Raw genomic sequence first — 17,256 nt, forward strand, 5'->3', positions numbered from 1 at the left:
CCCCGGCTCACAACTTCAGGTCGAGCAACCCATCACCCAGATCCTCATCAGACAACGTCTGCTGGATCAGGGCCCGATGCGCCTGCTCGCTCCACAATTCGAATTTGTCGCCCATACCGAGCAATACCGCCTTCTTCTCAATGCCCACCGCACCGCGGTGGCTGGCGGGAATGCTGATGCGACCGTTGCCGTCCAGCTCCAGGTGGGCGGCTGAACCGACCAGCTTCTGCTGCAGCAGACGTACGACGCGCTGTGTGTTGGGTTTGGACATGACGTCGTCGCGTACCCGCTCCCATTCCGACTCGGCATACAGCCACAGGCAGCCGGACTCGAAGGGGTTGTAGGTCAATACGAGACGGTTGTTGCTGACGCGCGCAACCAGGTCGCGGTGAGCGGTGGGAACCGCCATGCGTCCTTTGTCGTCAACTGTGATGGCCGTCTCGCCCTGGAACACGACGCCTGCACCTTATCCTTCGCCCGGTGAAACATTGAACCACGAAAATCCACAAAACACCCGGATTTCCCTCTGATGCCCACCTTAGCAGCGGCCCAAGGGTTGTCAACAACTTTTCAGCAGGGAAATCGCCAGCCGCATCAATGGCTTGCGCCGATGTTTAGAGAGTTGTTCAAGGTTTATCCACAAGTTGCTGATCCGTCTCAATTTTTGAGATTGAACGGAAGTTCAGGGGTGTGGAGGGCGCGTGAAACATGGCCTGCGCATTCATCCAGAACGGGCCGAAAGCGACGCCGCTCTGCGCAAACCGGGCACAATGGCCCCATGTGCCTGCTTGCTCTTGGCTGGTTGCACCACCCGCGCTGGCGGTTGGTCATGGCCGGCAACCGTGATGAGTTCCACGCCCGCCCCACCGCGGCCCTGGCCCCCTGGCAGGATGAGACGTCCGTCATCGGCGGGCGCGACCTGCGCTCCGGCGGCGGCTGGGCCGGCGTCGGTGCCGGCGGCCGGATGGCGGTGGTGACCAACGTCCGCGATCCGCAGGCGTCCCAGACCGGGCCGTCACGTGGCGCCCTGGTGGCCGACTACCTGCGTGGCCGCGATCCGGCGGGTACGCATATAGAACGTCTGGCCGGAATCTCCGCTGCCTACGCACCGTTCAACCTGCTGCTGGCCGATGGCCACAGCCTGGAATACCTGGGCAACCACCCGGCCGAACGGCAGACCCTTGGCCCTGGCGTACATGGCATGTCAAATGGCGCTATCGACGCGCCCTGGCCGAAGACCCGACGGTTGATGGACTCGCTTTCCGCTTGGCTGGAACAGGACGGGGTCAGATCCCTTTCCCAAGCGGAAAGGGATCTGACCCCACTGTGGAACGCCCTGGCCGACGAACACCGCCCGGCCGACAGCGACCTGCCCGATACCGGCATCGGCCTGGAGCGCGAACGCTGGCTCAGCCCCGCCTTCATCCGCGGCGACGATTACGGCACCCGCGCCAGCACCGTGCTGCTGATTGACGCGAACGGCCACGGCGAAATCCACGAGCGCCGCTTTGGACCGCAGGGTGTACCCAGCGGGCAGAGTCACGTCATTTTCTGACCGGAAGGGTGGTGCCAGCGCTCGGCGTGTCGTGTTCTGCATCGAATGAGCCGTTGGCGGAACAGACCAAACGCGTCATTCAGCGTCCGGGCGCGACCAATACCCGCCTCTGCCACAAGGGCTGCAGCACCACAGGCACCCCGCTGTGCCCTTTTCGCCATCGGCACTGTGTCTATAAATGTCGCCCTCAGCCTCCCAAGGTGGTCCTGCCCGGCGCCCTGCCGCGCGATCCACACCCACAAGGAGGCCCCGTGCGCCGCATCCTCATCCTGCTCGCCACCCACGTACTCACCCTCGGCCTTGGCTTCGGCCTGGGCGTGTATTTCCTGCCCATCCTGATCGCGCCCGACGACCCGCCGGTCGAGCAGGTACAGACCGCGATGGCCGACGCCACCTATCGCACCACCTTCCGTCGCGACCTCAAAGGCAGCGACGCGGTGCATTGGGCCGAGGGCAAGGTCAGCGTCAGCGCCCGCCAGGTCGCCTTCGACGGCAAGATGGGTCCCGGTCCGGACTACAAGGTGTATCTGGTCCACGACTTCGTCGACAACAAGGCCGATTTCCTGAAGATCAAGGACAAGGCCCAGCGCATCGGCGAGGTCAAGACCTTCAACCGCTTCCTGGTGGAGGTGCCGGACAACGTGGACGTGGATGAGTTCACCACCGTGGTGGTGTGGTGCGAGCGCTTCTCGCAGTTCATTTCCGCCGGGCAGTACCGCTGACCGCAACGGGGTCGGATCCCTTTCCGCAGGAAAGGGCTCTGACCCCGAAATCCCAAGCCGGTAGTTCCACGCCATGCGTGGATGGCTGTGGATGGAATGAAGGGGCGGAGCCGGCCGATAAGCCGGGTTCTGTCGTGGACAGTCATTCCTCTAGGCGTTACGTCGCCGCAACGCTCAAGCAACCTACCCGGATCCAACGCGGGCCGCGCCAATGGATCCCTATTTGGTCTTGCTCCAGGTGGGGTTTGCCGTACCGGTCTGTTGCCAGACTCGCGGTGCGCTCTTACCGCACCATTTCACCCTTACCGGCCTTCCGAAGAAGACGTAGGCGGTATCTTTCTGTTGCACTTTCCGTCGGCTTGCGCCGCCCAGGCGTTACCTGGCACCTTGCCCTATGGAGCCCGGACTTTCCTCGGCACCCCCGAAGGGATGACGCGACTGTCTGGCCGACTCCGCCGCGCGCATTCTACCGCACGTGGACCGGCCCTGCCGGGTTGATTACGGCGCGCGGTTCATCCATCCACGCATGGCGTGGATCTACTGCATCTCGGGGTTCTTCCATCCACGCATGGCGTGGATCTACTGCACATCGGGGTTTCTTCATCCACGCATGGCGTGGATCTACCGTGCACACGCGATGACGTGGGCGGGCCTGCCCTGCGCAGTAGAGCCACGCCATGCGTGGCTGCGATTCACCCAACCCCGCTCAACTGCCGTACAACGCCTTGCGCGGTGCACCGGTCAACTCGGCGGCCAGCTTGGCCGCGGTTGACGGCGGCAGGTGCTCGCTCAGCTTGGCGTAGACCTGGCGGCCGTGCGCCAGCTGCGCCTCGGCATCATCACCAGCGCCCTGCACCATCACCACGAACTCGCCCTTGCGCTGGTTGTCGTCCGCTTCCACCTGCGCCAGCAGCCCGGCTAGGTCGCCGTCCAGCACGGTCTCGAACAGTTTGGTCAGCTCACGCGCCAGCACGGCCGGGCGCTCGCCGCCAAAGATCGCCGCCATGTCGGCCAGGGATTCGGCAATGCGGTGCGAGGATTCGTAGAACACCATCGTGCGCACTTCGCCGGCCAACCCCTGCAGGCGGTCGCGGCGGCCGCTGGCCTTGGCCGGCAGGAAGCCCTCGAACGTAAAGCGGTCGCTGGGCAAGCCGGCCACGCTGAGCGCGGCGATGGCGGCGCAGGCGCCGGGAATCGGGCTGACCTTGATGCCCGCCGCGCGCGCCGCACGGACCAGGCGGAAGCCCGGATCGCTGACCAGCGGGGTGCCGGCATCACTGACCAGCGCCAGCGACTCGCCCGCCTGCAGGCGCGCCACCAGGCGCTGGGCCAGGGCCTCTTCGTTGTGCTCGTGCAGGGCCACCAGCGGCTGCTGGATGCCGAAATGGGACAGCAGCTGGCCGCTGCGGCGGGTGTCCTCGGCGCAGATGGCCGCCACCGAACGCAGTACTTCCTGCGCGCGCGGGCTCAGATCGGCCAGGTTGCCGATCGGCGTGGCGACGACATACAGGGTTGGGGCACTCATTTCAGCGGTACTCACGGGGCAAGGGTAGAATCCTAGCGTGTACCTGGCCAAGGCCGCTGCCCTCATCGCATGGACCCGATCATGAACAAGCCCGCCGCACGCATCTCTGCCCTGTCGCTGTCGTTGATGCTGCTGGCCGGTTGTGCCACCACCAGCCTCGTCAGCGCGCCCGAATCGCCGGCCCAGAGCCAGGCGCTGGCGCTGATCGAACAAGGCAAGCCGCGCGACGCCGCCCTGCAACTGGAAGCGCTGGCCGCCACCCTGCGGGGTGGTGCCCGCAGCAACGCCCTGGCCGATGCGGCCTGGGCCTGGCACCTGGCCGGCGACAGCGCCCGCGCCCGCAGTCTGCTGGGCCAGGTGACCGCCCGCCAGGTGAACGGTGCCAGCCTGCAGCGTTACCAGCTGGCCAGTGCCGAGCTGGCGCTGGCCGACAAGCAACCGGCGCAGGCGCTGGCCCTGCTGAAGGATCATGGCGACAACGTGCACCCCAGCCTGCGCACGCGCTGGTCCCTGGCCCGCGCCAATGCCCTGCAGGCCACCGGCGATGCGTTCGGCGCCGCCACCGAACGCGCCCGTGCGCACGCCGGCCTGACCGGCGCTGCGCGCAGCGAGAACCAGGCCGCGATCTCCGGCCTGCTTGGCACCCTCGACGATGCCACCCTGCGCAGCCGCGCCGCCGCCTTGCCGGCCAATGACCCGCTGTACAACTTTGCCGGCCGTGCGCTGATCGCGCGTGGCCTGCCGCTGCCGCGCCCGTTCGATCGCGATGGCGCCGCCCAGTTCGACACCAGCAAGCGCCCGCCGGCGATGAGCGATGGCTACCGACCGCCGGCCAAGCTGGCGGTGCTGTTGCCGCTCAGCGGCCGCCTGGCCACCGCCGCGCAGCCGGTGCGCGATGGCCTGCTCAGCGCGTACTACGGTGAAACCCGCCGTCGTCCGGAGGTCAACTTCTTCGACACCGCCGGTACCCCGGCCGGTGCGCTGGCCGCGTATGACAAGGCCGTGGCCTCCGGTGCCGACTTCGTGGTCGGCCCGCTCGGCCGTGACGAAGTGGATGCCGTGTATGGCCGCCAGCAGCTGCCGGTGCCGGTGCTGGGCCTGAACCGCGGCAAGGATGCACCGCCGGCCGGCAGCGCGGGTTTCTCGCTGGCGCCGGAAGACGACGGCATCGTCGCCGCCGAATACATGCGTGGCCGCGAGCGCAGCAAGGCGCTGGTGATCAACAGCAGCGACGACACCGGCCGCCGCGCCGCTGCCGCATTCGCACAGCGCTTTGCCCAGCGTGGCGGCAGCGTCGCCGCCACCATCGCTGTCAGCGAAACGGTGGGTGATGTCAGCGCGCAGGTGCGCAACGCCGGCGCGGTCGATGCCGTGTTCCTGGCCGTACGTGCACCGCAGGCCCGCCTGCTGGCGCCGCAGCTGGCGCTGGCCGGTGCCGGTGGCGCCACCCGCGTGGGTACGTCGCAGCTGACCACCGGCAGCGGCAAGGTCGAAGAAGACGTGGCGCTGGACGGCATCATCTACCCGAACGAAGCCTGGAACGTGCGCAGCGTGTCCGGCGTGCCGTCCGCTGCCCAGGTCGCGCAGACCCTGCCCAGCGCGCGCGGCGCGGCCAGCCGCCTGTTCGCCTTCGGCGCCGATGCGTGGAAGATCAGTGCCTACCTGGACAAGCTGGCCACCGAAGGCGGCCTGGACGGCGCCACCGGCACGCTGTACCTGGACAGCAACGGCAACATCCTGCGCCAGCCGGCATGGTCGACCTTCAGCGGTGGCCGGCCGATGCCGATCGCCGGTGGTCGCTGAGCACCTGCAACGTGGCTCGGCGGTGGAAACCGCCGCCGAGCAGCATCTGCAGCAGGCCGGGTTGCAGCCGCGCGCACGCAACGTGCGTTATCGCGGCGGTGAACTGGACCTGGTGATGGATGACGCCGGCACCGTGGTCTTCGTGGAAGTGCGCTATCGCGCGCGACAGGACTTCGGTGGCGGCGCGGCCTCGGTCGATGTTCGCAAGTGCAGGCGTTTGGCCCATGCCGCCCTGCTGTATCTGCAGGACCATCCTGCCTTGGCCGATGCGCCCTGCCGTTTCGATGTGGTGGAAGCCAGTGGTGATCCGCCGCAGCTGCGGTGGCTGCGCGATGCGTTCCGGTTGGATGACTGCTGATGCCGTCGATCATCACCCATGCCGCCGTGCCGCTGGCGCTGTGGTGCGCCGCTGATCGCGGCCGCATTCCGCCGCGCCTGCTGGCCGCGGGTGTGATCGCCGCCATGCTGCCCGACGCCGACGTGCTGGCCTTCGCCCTGCACATTCCCTATGCCGATGCGTTCGGCCATCGCGGTGCCAGCCATTCGCTGGTGTTTGCTGGCGTGCTGGCGGTGTTGGCAGCGTTGCTGGCGTTCTTTGGTAGTCGCCGACCTTGGTCGGCGGGTTTGTGCCAACCAAGGTTGGCATCTACCGTTCAAGCGGCGACGTTCGTCTTCATCTGCGCCGCCAGCCACCCGCTGCTGGATGCACTGACTTCCGGCGGCCTCGGTGTTGCCCTGGCTTGGCCCTGGAGCGAACACCGCTTCTTCGCGCCCTGGCGACCGATCCGCGTTTCGCCCTTCGCCCCCCAGTTCTTCAGCGCGCGCGGCCTGGCCACGCTGCTGTCGGAACTGCGTTGGGTGTGGCTGCCGCTGGTCGGCGCCGTTATTGCGTGGAAACTGATTCAACCCGCCCCTGCTGCCCCACGAGATCCGTCATGAGTACTGCCCTGCCCGCTGCATTGATTGCCGAACTGTCCGCCCTGCTGGGTGCCGATGGCTGGCGCATGGATGACGGCGCGCTGGAGGCGAACGCGCAGGACAACTCCTGGCGCCACCAACGTCCGATGGCTGTGGCACTGCCGGCAGATATCGAACAGGTACAGGCGCTGGTGCGCGCCTGCCGCACGCACGGCGTGGCGCTGGTTGCGCGTGGCGCCGGCACCGGCACCACCGGCGCGGCCGTTCCATTGCCCGGCAGCATCGTGCTGTCGTTCACCCGCATGGACCGCATCCTCGAGATTCGTGCCGGTGACCGCTGCGCCGTGGTGCAGCCGGGCGTACTCAATGGAACGCTGCAGCAGGCGCTGGCACCGCACGGCCTGTTCTGGGCACCGGACCCGTCCAGCGCGGAGATCTGCAGCATCGGTGGCAACCTCGCCTGCAATGCCGGCGGCCCGCGCGCGGTGAAGTACGGCACCAGCCGCGACAACGTGCTGGGCCTGGTAGCGGTGACCGGTACCGGTGAGGTGATCCGCTGCGGCGGCGCCTACACCAAGGATGCCACCGGCTACGACCTCACCCATCTGCTGGTGGGCAGTGAAGGCACGCTGGCGCTTATCGTGGAAGCAACGTTGAAGCTGACCCCGTTGCCGGTCAGCCAGGCGGGCCTGCGCGTGCTGTACCGCGACGCCGATGCGGCCGCCGCTGCCGTATCGCGGCTGATGTCGCAGCCGGTCGTTCCCACGCGATTGGAATTCATGGACGCACGCAGCCTGCAGCTGCTGCGCCTCAACGGTGCCGACGTGCCGGAGGCCGGCGCGATGCTGCTGGTCGAGGCCGACGGCGACCACGACACGCTGCCCTACCTGCTGCAGGCATTGGCGACCGCCGCCGAGGGCGACGGCATGATCGAACTGGACGTGGCGATGGAAGGCCGCGCGCGCGACCAGCTGTGGGCCGCACGCAAGGCGCTGTCGCCCGCGCTGCGCAGCGTCGCCCCGGGCAAGATCAACGAAGACGTGGTGGTGCCGGTGTCGCGCATTCCGGAACTCGTCTCCGGCGTGCAGGCATTGGCGCGCGAGTACGCGCTGACCATCGTCACCTTCGGCCATGCCGGCAACGGCAACCTGCACGTCAACATCCTTTACCACCCGGACGACGCCGACGAGAACGCACGCGCACATGCCGCGCTGCCGAAGATCTTCGAACTGACGCTGGCACTGGGTGGCACGCTGTCCGGCGAACATGGCATCGGCCTGGCCAAGCGCGATTTCATGGCGCAGGCATTCACCCCGGCGACGCTGGCGGCGATGCGCGCGATCAAGCACGCACTGGACCCGAACGGGATTCTCAACCCAGGCAAAGTGCTGCCGCCGATGTGACAGCCGCCGGGCGTGGCCCGGTGCTACCGGGGCGCGCACCTGTAGAGCCGAGCCCACGCTCGGCTGCTCTCCGGTCAGATCACGAAGAACGCCGCGCTTCGCGCGGTGAGCCGAGCATGGGCTCGGCTCTACAGAGGTCCGCCCGCCGGAACGGTTGGGGTCGGGGCCCCATGCCCGCGCCAAGGGCTCCGCCCCCGGCAATCGCCGCTTACCAAGCCATGCGCATGCTCACTTGGCCACCCACGTTGCGGTAACCATGGTCACCGCGCTGCACGGTCATGCCACCCCACACGCCCCAGCGCTGGCCCAGCTTCAACTCGGCACCGGCCTGCACTTCATAGCGATTGCGCGGCACATCCGCACCCAGCGTGTCACCGTTGAACTGCAACGTGCGGGTACCGCTGCTGCGCAGCCAGTTCACGCCCAGATAGGGCTGCACCACATTGCCGGCTGCCGTGCTTCGGCCGAATGCGCGTACGCCCCCCCGGCTGCTCAGGCCGCCTGCATCACTGCCATCGACCACCGTCCCGTTGCTTTCCACATGGCGGTCGGCCCGGAAATCCACGTAGGACAGCTGCAGTTGCGGCTGCAGGTACAGCGCTGACGATGCGCCCTGCCACACGTTGAAGGTATAGCCACTTTCCAGCGAGGCACTGGCCATGCGCGCGTCGTAGTTCTCGCGCTCCAGCCCGACACCGTGCACGCGGTTGTCGAAACGTCCGACCTGCACGTTGGCATCCACGTACGCCCCCTCATCCCCGCCGCCGCTCTGCAGCCAGGTGCCGTACACGCCCACGGCATTGCCGCGCACGCGGCCCTTGGCACCATAGCCGGTCAGCTGCGAAACCACGCTGTTGTCGGCGCGGCCACTGCCCAGCATCACACCGAACACCACGTCACCGCGACGCAGCAGGTCACTGCCGATCTGCAGCACCGACGTCGAGCCATCCACGCTCAGCTGGCCGCCCACCGCGCTGAAGTCAGCCTGCTGGCGGCCCACGCGGGCCCAGGCATTCCGCCCGTCGCCACTGTCCGGTGCACCCATCCGATCGCCCAGGCGATGGGCGAACATGTTCACCGCCGCCGACTGGTTGGCCAGGTAAGCGCCAGCCTCCGGGCGCAGCACCGGCGGCGGCCGGATCGGATCGCCCGGATCGATGCCCTCCCCACCTTCGCCGCCTTCCCCTCCTTCGCCGCCTTCACCCGGGTCTGGGCCCGGCCCCGGATTGACCGCGCAGCCCGGCGCCGCCGGGTCGTCCTCGCAGACATCGAACCACTGCGAGCGCAGGTACCAGTTGCCATCGGTCGGGTCGGTCATGCCGCCCTGGTACAGGAAGTACTCGTACGCACCACCCACCGCGCGCCCGGTCAGGGTGTAGCTTGCCAGCGATGCACCGTCCACCTCGATGAGCGGGATGCCATCCACGGTGGGCGCGCCCACACCGCCAATGTTGTTCACCGCAATCAAGGCATCACCGGAGGTATCGCCCCGCACATGCAGGTGGTCGATGGCCGAATCATCGCCGGCCAGTGCGCCCTGGAACACGAACGCCGCACCTTCGCTGTGCAGGTCGCCGTCCACGGTCAGCGTATTGAAGCGGCCACTGCCATCAGACAACGCCACCACGCTGTCGCGCGCCTGCAGTTCACCGACAGTGGCGTCACCGGTCAACGTCCACTGGCTGCCACCTTCCAGCGCCAGGGTCTGCACCAGATTGGACGTACCTGCCCACAGGGCGCTGTCGGCCAACCGCACATGCACGTCCGACTGCGGCACCAGTCCGGCGTCCTCGTCTTCCGGGGTGATGACGATGTCGCCGAACAGCTGCGAACGTCCTTCCAGCGCCACGTCGAAGCGCCCGGCTACGGCAGCATCCAACGCGAGGCCAATGCCATTGCCGCCCGATACCATCGCGCCGTTGCGCAAGGTCAGGCCCGGGTCACGGCTGCTGCGCAGCCACACGCCACCATGCTGTGCACTGACCAGCGAGCCGCCGTCGATGGTCATGCGGCCGTTGTCGTTGATCACTGCCGCCCATGCATTCTCGCCTTCGGTACGCACGTGGGTGTTGATGAGCGTGACTTCTCCGGTGCCGCCGGCCAGCACGCCGTACGCATTGACTCCCGTGGTGCTGACCGCACTGTCGACCAGGTGCGCGCTTCCACCGAGGCGCGCGATCACACCACTGGAGCCATTGCCCACCGTTGAGATCTCGCTCGCGTCCACCTGCAGCTTCGGACGCGACCGGTTGTTGCCATCGGCATAGATGCCGTGCGCGCTCTGCCCATGCGTCCGCAGCGTGCTGTGCTGTATCTGTACCTCTCCTCCGCGAACATCCACGGCCAACCCCCGATCTCCACTGGCTTCCACATGCGAACTGCTCAGGTGCAGCGTGCTGCTGCCGGGAATCCAGATCGTGGTGCCGTTGCGGGTACTGAGCGAGCTGTTGGCGACCACACCCTGGTTGCCAGTGCCATTGAGATCCAGTGCGTGATACTCCGCGTGCACTTCGCTGTCGCGCAGATTCACCACGCCACCATTCATCACGCGGATGCCTTGGGTGGCGGCCAAGCGCGAGTTGTCGATGTTCAACTCGCCCCGCGAGGCTTCCACGGCGCGTCCGTGATCTCCAATGACCGTGATGCGGCTGTTGCTGATGTCGACTCTGCCCCCCAGGGAAACACCCGTGCCGGCGTCCCCCTCCAGTTCGATGTCCACATCGTTCAACTGCAGCGACGCGCCGATGTGCGCGGTTGCGCCGGTAAGGGCGTATCCAGTACCCGAGATGCGCGATGACACAACGTCCAGCTGCGCACCACCGGTGGCCAATGCACCGCGATGTGCAGCGCCATCCAGTTCGATCTGGCTACCCTGTATCCGCGCGATTCCGCCGTTGACATAGACGCCGTGCTGACCTTGTCCGCTCAGCTGCACATGGCTGTCCCGCATCTGCAGCGCGCCGCCGTTCATGTGGATGCCATCGCCACTGGAACGGATGCCCACACGATCCAGTACTGCGCTGGCGTCGTTGAGCAGAATCCCGCGCGCGCCGCGTCCGGTCGCGTCGATCTGGGTACCGACCGCGTGCACCGTGGCGCCGGCCGCCGCAGACAGCCCGGCCGCCGACTCCCCGGTTACCAGCACACTTCCCCCCTGCAGCGTGATGGCGCTGCCAGCGCCTTCTGCATGAGCGGCGTGCGCCCCACGCCCCTCAGTGGACAGATTCACCTGTCCAGCAGGAGCAATACGACCGCCATTGATGGCGTAGAACGCATGACCGGACGGATCGCCCGGCACTACCGGCAACGTGGTGCGGTAATCGCCAGCAGGCGGAAACTGCTCATCACCATCGGCCACGACCTGTTGCGCGGTCGCGGGAAGACTGGTGAGTACAGCGATCGCGAGCGCAACGGCCAAGGCGCGACGGCAGGGAATGGTGTTCTGCAAGGGGAGGCTCCGTGTAAGGCGCCGCCATGCTGGAGCCCCACCCTCGCTGTCACCATCGAATACATTGCAAGGCAACTGCGGCGAAATGTCGCAGTGCTGGACGACGCCTGAAGCGATGCCGGGTGTTGAGCACGCTTTGCAACTTTTTGCATGGGATGGCTGCGCGTTGGCGGTGACACTGCGGCCAACAAAGACACGCGCTATCGCTTTTAGTCAGTATCCTCACGGAATATTCACGGCAACGGGGGCTATACGACCCCTGACCTGAATACGCTTGGGCCGGTGTGGTGGCGCGTGTCTCCCTCCCTGACACAAGGATTCATCCATGAAGCTCGCCCCCGATACCGGTTCAACCTGCGGGCCCACCGTGCGCCCCCTCCTCCGCAGCCTGCTGGTCGCGCTGGCAACCCTGCCCGCAGCCACTGTGATGGCGGGCGATCTTGATGATCAGACCGCTGAAGTCGTCGCCGGCGATGCGATCGAGGCGTGGACGCTGAAGAACGGCTCATTGCTGAGCGTGAACGGCGGCGCTGCAGCGAATCTCACCGCCGACAACTCCGCCATCGTGCTCTCCAACGCAACAGTGGAGGCGACGTTCGCAGGACCGGCCGCCACCCTCTCAGGCGCGACAACGCTGGCAGCAGTATCGACCCGGTTCAACGGCGGCCTCCATCTCGTCAACGACAGCATTGCATGGCTTGAAAACAGCGAGATCGTTGTGGCGGCGGGAGCGGGCGCACATCCTGGCCTTGCCAGCGTCGGCATCGACCTGTCGCCAGGCGGAAACGCACTTCCAGAGAACGCATTCGCGACCGTGCGCAACAGCTACATCCGCGTCGAAGATGCACCGGGTATACCGGATATCAGCAGCGGTCTGGGCGTGCGCCTGATGGGCGGAGAAATCCACCTGGAAGGCTCGCGGATCGATGCGGACAACATGGCTGCGGTGCTTGCACCGTCAGTCGCTGGTCAGCGACCGATGAGTCTTCGGGTTGACAGCTCTGTACTGCAATCGCGCCGTGGTGCCGCAATCCGGGTGGCGCCGCGAGCACCTGATGCGCAGTACCACATCACCATCGCGAACGGCTCGCAGCTGATTGCAGGCGATGGCAATCTACTGCTGGTGAAATCGTGGACCGGGAATCCCGTTTCAGCTGTCAGCCGCGTCGAGTTTGCCGTGGATGACGCCCGATTGATCGGCGATGTTTCTTTGGACAGGACGACGGTCGCCAATGGCACGGTCAACGTGCTCCTGCGCAACAAGGCCCAGATCGACGGCCGTTTCATCAACGTCACCAGCGCCACCATCGACACCAACAGCGCCTGGCTGATGACCGGCGACAGCAGCGTCGGCCACCTCACCCTGGGTGCCACCGGCACCGTGGCGCTGGGCGATGGCAGCCGCTTCAACACGCTCAGCGTGGATACCTTCACCGGCAATGGCGGCACGCTGGCGTTCAACACCGTGCTGGGCGACGACGCCTCGGCCACCGACAAGCTGATCATCGCCGGCGATGCCAACGGCCAGGCCAACGTGCGCGTGCACAACGCAGGCGGGTCTGGCGCGAAGACCGACAAGGGCATCGAACTGATCCGCGTGGGCGGTGCATCCAACGCGCAGTTCGACCTGCAGGGTCGCGCGGTCGGCGGCCAGTACGAGTACTTCCTGTTCAAGGATGCGACCAACGGCGGCTGGTACCTGCGTTCGGAACTGGCGACCACGCCGGACCCGTGCCAGGCCGACCCGAACCTGCCGCAGTGCAAGCCGATCATCGATCCGATCGACCCGATTGATCCAATCACCCCGATCCCGGTGCTGCGCCCGGAGGCCGGCGCCTACCTGGCCAACCAGTTCGCCATGGACCAGCTGCTGCGCCACAGCTACCGCGACCGTCAGGGCGGCGCCGCTGCGGCCGATGGCGTCCGTGGCTGGGCCCGTGTTGACGCTACGCAGAGCAAGCTGGGTGCAGTGGATGACCAGTTGGACCTGCGCGTGGACCGCTCGCGCCTGCAGCTGGGTGCGGACGTGGGTGTGTTCGACAACGGCCAGGGCCGCGTGGGCGTGATGGGCACGGTCGCCAAGTCCGATGCCACCTCGCGTTCGCAGCTGACCGGCTACAGCGCGCGCGGCAAGGTGGAAGGCGGTGCGCTGGGCGTGTATGGCAACTGGAACAGCGATGCGTTCTATGTGGACGCCAGCGTGCAGCGCGGCCAGTTCCGCAACCGTGTACAGGGCGAAGGCCTGGCCGAAGAGCGCTACGACTCGGCTCTGTGGCAGTCGTCGCTGGAAGCCGGTTACCGCATCGGCATCGGTGCGATCGGCAGCACCGCGCTGAGCCTGCAGCCGGAGCTGCAGCTGGTCTACACCGACACCAATACCGATCGCCACGAAGAAGCCAACGGCACCGTGGTGTGCAGCCTGGGCGACAGTGGTCTGTCTGGCCGTGTTGGCCTGCGCCTGCAGGGTGATGGCCACAGCGCTGCCGGCGCCTCGGTCAGCCCGTACGTGGTGGCCAACTGGTACCGCGATGGCGCCAGCAACGGCATGGCCTTTGACGATGAAGCGTTGAAGGCCAGCGTGCCGCGCAACCGCTACGAGTTGAATGCCGGTGCACGCGTGGACTTCCGTTCGGGCCTGAGTGCCTGGGGTGGCTTCGGCGTGATGCGCGGTGACAGTGGGTATCGTGAAGCGAACGCCAACCTGTCTGTGGCCTACAACTGGTAATGGAAAGAGAACGGCGCCGGCATATCCGGCGCCGTTCCACTCTGCGCGCGATGCGCTTTCTGTAGAGCCGAGCCCACGCTCGGCTGCTCTCCGGTCAGATCGCGCGAAAAGCGCCACGCTTCGCGCGGTGAACCGAGCATAGGCTCGGCTCTACAGGGAAGCCGTGCGAACTCTGACGCAATCGCCTCACTCTGCATGACCGCGCAACGCGTGCATGCAGATTTCAACAATTTTGAATTTGAAACTTATCTGATTGGTACAGCAGCACTTGCGTGCAGCCACCGACAGCGGCTGGCAAGGCCTGCAATCCCGTTGCACCCCGCGCGACCTGGATGCAAAGGTGTCTTCATGATGCGGGCGTACGCGGCACACGGCCACATGTTTGATATGCAGTAACAGCATCGTACTGCGGGCGCCACCGGTGGCCTTGACCGCAGCCTGCATCGGCATGTGCGGGCAGAAGATCATTCCAGGCAGCATCGGCGCTAGGGCATTGCACAGGCCCAGTACTGCTGATCAAGTTCCGCAGCAGTGGCACTGCTGCCCTTTCGTGGAGAATATCGACATGAGCCGAACCAGGTTTCCGAATGTGATCGCCGCACTTGGCGATGATGCCGCACGCCTGCCGCATGACCTGGCGCCGAAGCTGGAAGATGCTCTCAGCGCCGTTCGCGCGAACCAGCCACGCGATTTGGCGGCCCTGCCGAGCGGTCTGCGCTGCACCTGCGAAGCAGAGATCAGCAACGAACCGTCGTGGTTGGAACGGCCGCTACCGCAAAGCCGATGCACGGCACTGGCGCGTGCGGATCGTGCAGCCTCGGGGCTGACCACGTTGCTGGAAATCCTGCATGCCGCAGAACGCGCGCGGATGACCGCCGACAGCGACGCGCAGATCGGCGACGGCCTGCACCGAGGGCTGCTGCAGGCCTGCTGTGAGCTGGCGGTGTATGTGGATGTGCAGCTGCGGGCGGCGTAGTGCATTTACGCTGGGCCGTTCCGGGCACCATCCACGCATGGCGTGGATCTACTCCTTGGTGCCCGACGCCTGTCAGGCGAAGTGCTCGTAACCACTCGGGCCGTCGTGGCCTTCGGTATGCACGCCCTGCCCTTCCATGATGCGGCCGATGCGGGTGATCGGCAGATCCAGCGATTCGGCAACGAAGTGCAGCGCGTCGCGCTGGTCGGCGGCGGCGGTGAAGCACAGTTCGTAATCGTCGCCGCCGTGCAGCGCGCACTCACGTGCAGCATCGCGGCCCAGCAGTTCGCGCAGCGCCGCTGACATCGGCAACGCATCGGCATCGACTTCGGCGCGCACGCCGCTGCGTGCCGCGATGTGGCCAAGGTCGGCCAGCAACCCATCGGAGATATCCACGGCGGCATGCGCGAATGCACGCAGGCGCAGGCCGAGAGTGACGCGCGGGGTGGGACGCAGCAGGCGCAGGCGCAGGGTTTCGTAGTCAGCCAGCAGCGTGGCGGCGGTCACGTTCAATGCGCCCTGCTGCCACAGGCGCAGCGCACCGGCAGCGTCGCCGAGGGTGCCGCTGACCCAGATGTCATCGCCAATCTGTGCGCGATCACGACGCAGTGCCTGGCCGCGTGACACCTGCCCCATCGCGGTGACCGACAGCGACAGCGGGCCACGCGTGGTGTCGCCACCAATCAGCGCGATGTCGTGCTGGTCGGCCAATGCGAAGAAACCATCGGCAAACGCCTCGATCCAGTCTTCGCTGGCCTCGGGCAGTGACAGCGCCAGCGTGCACCACGCCGGGCGCGCGCCCATCGCGGCGAGGTCGGACAGGTTGACGGCCAGCGTCTTCCAGCCGATGTCGAACGCCGGGGTTTCGGCCGGGAAATGCACGCCGCTGTTGAGCGTGTCGGCGGTGACCACCAGCTGTTCGTTCGGGCGTGGCTGCAGCAGTGCGGCGTCGTCGCCAATACCGAGGACGATGTCGTCGCGCTCGACGGTGCGGGCGCGGATGCGGTCGATGAGGGTGAATTCGGCCAGGGACATGGGGCGTTCTGCTTTTTTGTAGAGCCGAGCGATGCTCGGCTGCAGTTGGATCACGCGCCGCACTGCCGGACGCAACCGTGCGCTGCACGGTGAGCCGAGCATGGCTCGGCTCTACAGGAATCGGGTCAGTGACCCGATTCGACCTTGCGCCATTCCACGGCGGCACGATCCAGCACGCCGTTGACGTAGGTGTGGCCATGTTCGGAACCGAAGCGCTTGGCCGATTCGATGGCTTCGTTGATGACCACGCGGTACGGCACGTCCAGGCGGTAACGCAGTTCGTAACCGGCCAGGCGCAGCACGGCGCGTTCGATCGCGTCCACTTCGTCGATGCTGCGGTCCAGGTACGGGCCGAAGGCTTCGTCGATGTCGCGACGGTTGTCGAGCACGCCATGCACCAGCGCTTCGAAGTACGCCAGGTCAGCGATTTCGCGGGCCTGCTCGTGGGCGAACTGGGCGATCAGCGACTGGCCGTTGCCGCCGGAGATCTGCCAGGCGTAGATGGCCTGCACGGCACGACGGCGCGCGCGCGAGCGCAGCACCGGATCGATGCCATCGCGGCGGACGGGTTTACCGGAGGGCTTGCCCTGGGTGTTCTTGTTCATGGCAGCTGCTCCAGAAGGTTGACCATTTCCAATGCGGCGAGTGCGACTTCCTCGCCCTTGTTGCCGTGGCTGCCGCCTGCGCGGGCCTCGGCATCTTCCACACGTTCCACTGCCAGCACGCCGTTCAGCACCGGCACGCCGAAGTCCAGCTGCACGCGCATCAGGCCTTCGGCACAGCGGTCGGCCACGTGTTCGTAGTGGCGGGTGTCGCCACGGATCACGCAGCCCAGGGTGAGGATGGCGGCGTGTTCGTGGGCGGCGGCCAGGCGCGCGGCAACCAGCGGCAGTTCCCAGGCACCCGGCACGCGGATCACGTCGATGTTGGCTTCGGCAATGCCGTTGCCGGCCAGGCTCTGGCGGGCGCCAGCGACCAGCACGTCGGTGATGCGGGCATTCCAGCGGCTGGCCAGGATGGCGAAGCGCGCCGATTCGGGAGTGCGAAGATCGCCTTCGTAGTGGCTCATATGCGGCTTGGGATTCGATTAAGGGGTAATTCTACCGTGGATGGGCCCCGGCCGTGGTTGGCGGGGGCCTGGGGGCG

General features: G+C 66.7%; 14 protein-coding genes and 1 other RNA gene. 8 read left to right on the forward strand and 7 right to left on the reverse strand.

Features of this window, described 5'->3' with window-relative positions:
• Positions 1–7 precede the first annotated feature (7 nt).
• Positions 8–454, reverse strand: coding sequence for a division/cell wall cluster transcriptional repressor MraZ (gene mraZ, locus AC13GI_RS18040; protein ID WP_025876601.1), 447 nt, complete (start codon positions 452–454; stop codon positions 8–10).
• A gap of 324 nt (positions 455–778) precedes the next feature.
• Between mraZ and AC13GI_RS18045 the strand changes: the two genes are divergently transcribed.
• Entirely contained in the window at positions 779–1,555 is a 777-nt protein-coding gene (locus tag AC13GI_RS18045) for an NRDE family protein (RefSeq protein ID WP_099820303.1), read from the forward strand.
• A 251-nt stretch (positions 1,556–1,806) separates the two neighbouring features.
• Positions 1,807–2,277: a DM13 domain-containing protein gene (locus AC13GI_RS18050; protein ID WP_099820304.1), complete on the forward strand. Its 471-nt coding sequence runs from the start codon at positions 1,807–1,809 to the stop codon at positions 2,275–2,277.
• Between the two features lie 102 nt (positions 2,278–2,379).
• Here AC13GI_RS18050 and rnpB read toward each other — a convergent pair.
• Together rnpB and rsmI are read right to left on the reverse strand one after the other, a co-directional pair.
• An RNA gene (rnpB, locus tag AC13GI_RS18055) (RNase P RNA component class A) lies at positions 2,380–2,731 on the reverse strand.
• Positions 2,732–2,983: 252 nt separating this feature from the next.
• Positions 2,984–3,802 carry a 16S rRNA (cytidine(1402)-2'-O)-methyltransferase gene (gene rsmI / locus AC13GI_RS18060; protein WP_482996972.1) on the reverse strand — a complete coding sequence of 273 codons (819 nt, stop codon included), beginning with the start codon at positions 3,800–3,802 and terminating at the stop codon, positions 2,984–2,986.
• 81 nt (positions 3,803–3,883) lie between these two features.
• On the opposite strand from rsmI, the gene AC13GI_RS18065 reads away from it, so the two are divergent.
• The 4 genes from AC13GI_RS18065 to AC13GI_RS18080 are packed head-to-tail and all read left to right on the forward strand — an operon-like array spanning position 3,884 to position 7,926.
• Positions 3,884–5,605 carry a penicillin-binding protein activator gene (locus AC13GI_RS18065; RefSeq protein ID WP_099820413.1) on the forward strand — a complete coding sequence of 574 codons (1,722 nt, stop codon included), beginning with the start codon at positions 3,884–3,886 and terminating at the stop codon, positions 5,603–5,605.
• The gene (locus AC13GI_RS18070) at positions 5,595–5,963 is read left to right on the forward strand and encodes a YraN family protein (RefSeq protein ID WP_380653205.1); all 369 of its coding nucleotides are present in this window, start codon (positions 5,595–5,597) and stop codon (positions 5,961–5,963) included. The genes AC13GI_RS18065 and AC13GI_RS18070 overlap by 11 nt, the downstream gene beginning before the upstream one ends.
• Entirely contained in the window at positions 5,963–6,544 is a 582-nt protein-coding gene (locus AC13GI_RS18075; protein WP_482996973.1) for a metal-dependent hydrolase, read from the forward strand. Before AC13GI_RS18070 ends, AC13GI_RS18075 begins: the two co-directional genes overlap by 1 nt.
• Positions 6,541–7,926, forward strand: a complete 1,386-nt coding sequence (locus AC13GI_RS18080) for an FAD-binding oxidoreductase (RefSeq protein WP_482996974.1) — start codon at positions 6,541–6,543, stop codon at positions 7,924–7,926. Before AC13GI_RS18075 ends, AC13GI_RS18080 begins: the two co-directional genes overlap by 4 nt.
• Before the next feature lie 208 nt (positions 7,927–8,134).
• Here AC13GI_RS18080 and AC13GI_RS18085 read toward each other — a convergent pair whose 3' ends face one another.
• On the reverse strand, positions 8,135–11,374 hold the full coding sequence (locus tag AC13GI_RS18085; RefSeq protein ID WP_482996975.1) for an autotransporter family protein: 3,240 nt from the start codon (positions 11,372–11,374) through the stop codon (positions 8,135–8,137).
• Between the two features lie 325 nt (positions 11,375–11,699).
• On the opposite strand from AC13GI_RS18085, the gene AC13GI_RS18090 reads away from it, so the two are divergent.
• Both AC13GI_RS18090 and AC13GI_RS18095 read left to right on the forward strand, forming a co-directional pair.
• Positions 11,700–14,099: an autotransporter family protein gene (locus AC13GI_RS18090; protein ID WP_482996976.1), complete on the forward strand. Its 2,400-nt coding sequence runs from the start codon at positions 11,700–11,702 to the stop codon at positions 14,097–14,099.
• A 550-nt stretch (positions 14,100–14,649) separates the two neighbouring features.
• Positions 14,650–15,075: a hypothetical protein gene (locus AC13GI_RS18095; protein WP_482996977.1), complete on the forward strand. Its 426-nt coding sequence runs from the start codon at positions 14,650–14,652 to the stop codon at positions 15,073–15,075.
• Positions 15,076–15,147: 72 nt separating this feature from the next.
• Here AC13GI_RS18095 and thiL read toward each other — a convergent pair whose 3' ends face one another.
• The 3 genes from thiL to ribH form a co-directional block, all read right to left on the reverse strand.
• Positions 15,148–16,110, reverse strand: coding sequence for a thiamine-phosphate kinase (gene thiL, locus AC13GI_RS18100; RefSeq protein ID WP_099820320.1), 963 nt, complete (start codon positions 16,108–16,110; stop codon positions 15,148–15,150).
• A 125-nt stretch (positions 16,111–16,235) separates the two neighbouring features.
• On the reverse strand, positions 16,236–16,715 hold the full coding sequence (gene nusB / locus AC13GI_RS18105; RefSeq protein ID WP_049469504.1) for a transcription antitermination factor NusB: 480 nt from the start codon (positions 16,713–16,715) through the stop codon (positions 16,236–16,238).
• Complete coding sequence (gene ribH, locus AC13GI_RS18110) at positions 16,712–17,179, reverse strand: 6,7-dimethyl-8-ribityllumazine synthase (RefSeq protein ID WP_025876639.1); 468 nt, start codon at positions 17,177–17,179, stop codon at positions 16,712–16,714. Before ribH ends, nusB begins: the two co-directional genes overlap by 4 nt.
• Positions 17,180–17,256 lie beyond the last annotated feature (77 nt).

The organism is Stenotrophomonas sp. 82F1, from assembly GCF_056861525.1.

Excerpts from the sequence above, each read along its gene's own strand:
- AC13GI_RS18090 (WP_482996976.1), top strand. The coding sequence starts at position 11,700 with ATGAAGCTCGCCCCCGATACCGGTTCAACCTGCGGGCCCACCGTGCGC.
- AC13GI_RS18045 (WP_099820303.1), top strand. The coding sequence starts at position 779 with ATGTGCCTGCTTGCTCTTGGCTGGTTGCACCACCCGCGCTGGCGGTTG.
- thiL (WP_099820320.1), bottom strand. The coding sequence starts at position 16,110 with ATGTCCCTGGCCGAATTCACCCTCATCGACCGCATCCGCGCCCGCACC.
- AC13GI_RS18080 (WP_482996974.1), top strand. The coding sequence starts at position 6,541 with ATGAGTACTGCCCTGCCCGCTGCATTGATTGCCGAACTGTCCGCCCTG.
- nusB (WP_049469504.1), bottom strand. The coding sequence starts at position 16,715 with ATGAACAAGAACACCCAGGGCAAGCCCTCCGGTAAACCCGTCCGCCGC.
- AC13GI_RS18065 (WP_099820413.1), top strand. The coding sequence starts at position 3,884 with ATGAACAAGCCCGCCGCACGCATCTCTGCCCTGTCGCTGTCGTTGATG.
- ribH (WP_025876639.1), bottom strand. The coding sequence starts at position 17,179 with ATGAGCCACTACGAAGGCGATCTTCGCACTCCCGAATCGGCGCGCTTC.
- rsmI (WP_482996972.1), bottom strand. The coding sequence starts at position 3,802 with ATGAGTGCCCCAACCCTGTATGTCGTCGCCACGCCGATCGGCAACCTG.
- AC13GI_RS18075 (WP_482996973.1), top strand. The coding sequence starts at position 5,963 with ATGCCGTCGATCATCACCCATGCCGCCGTGCCGCTGGCGCTGTGGTGC.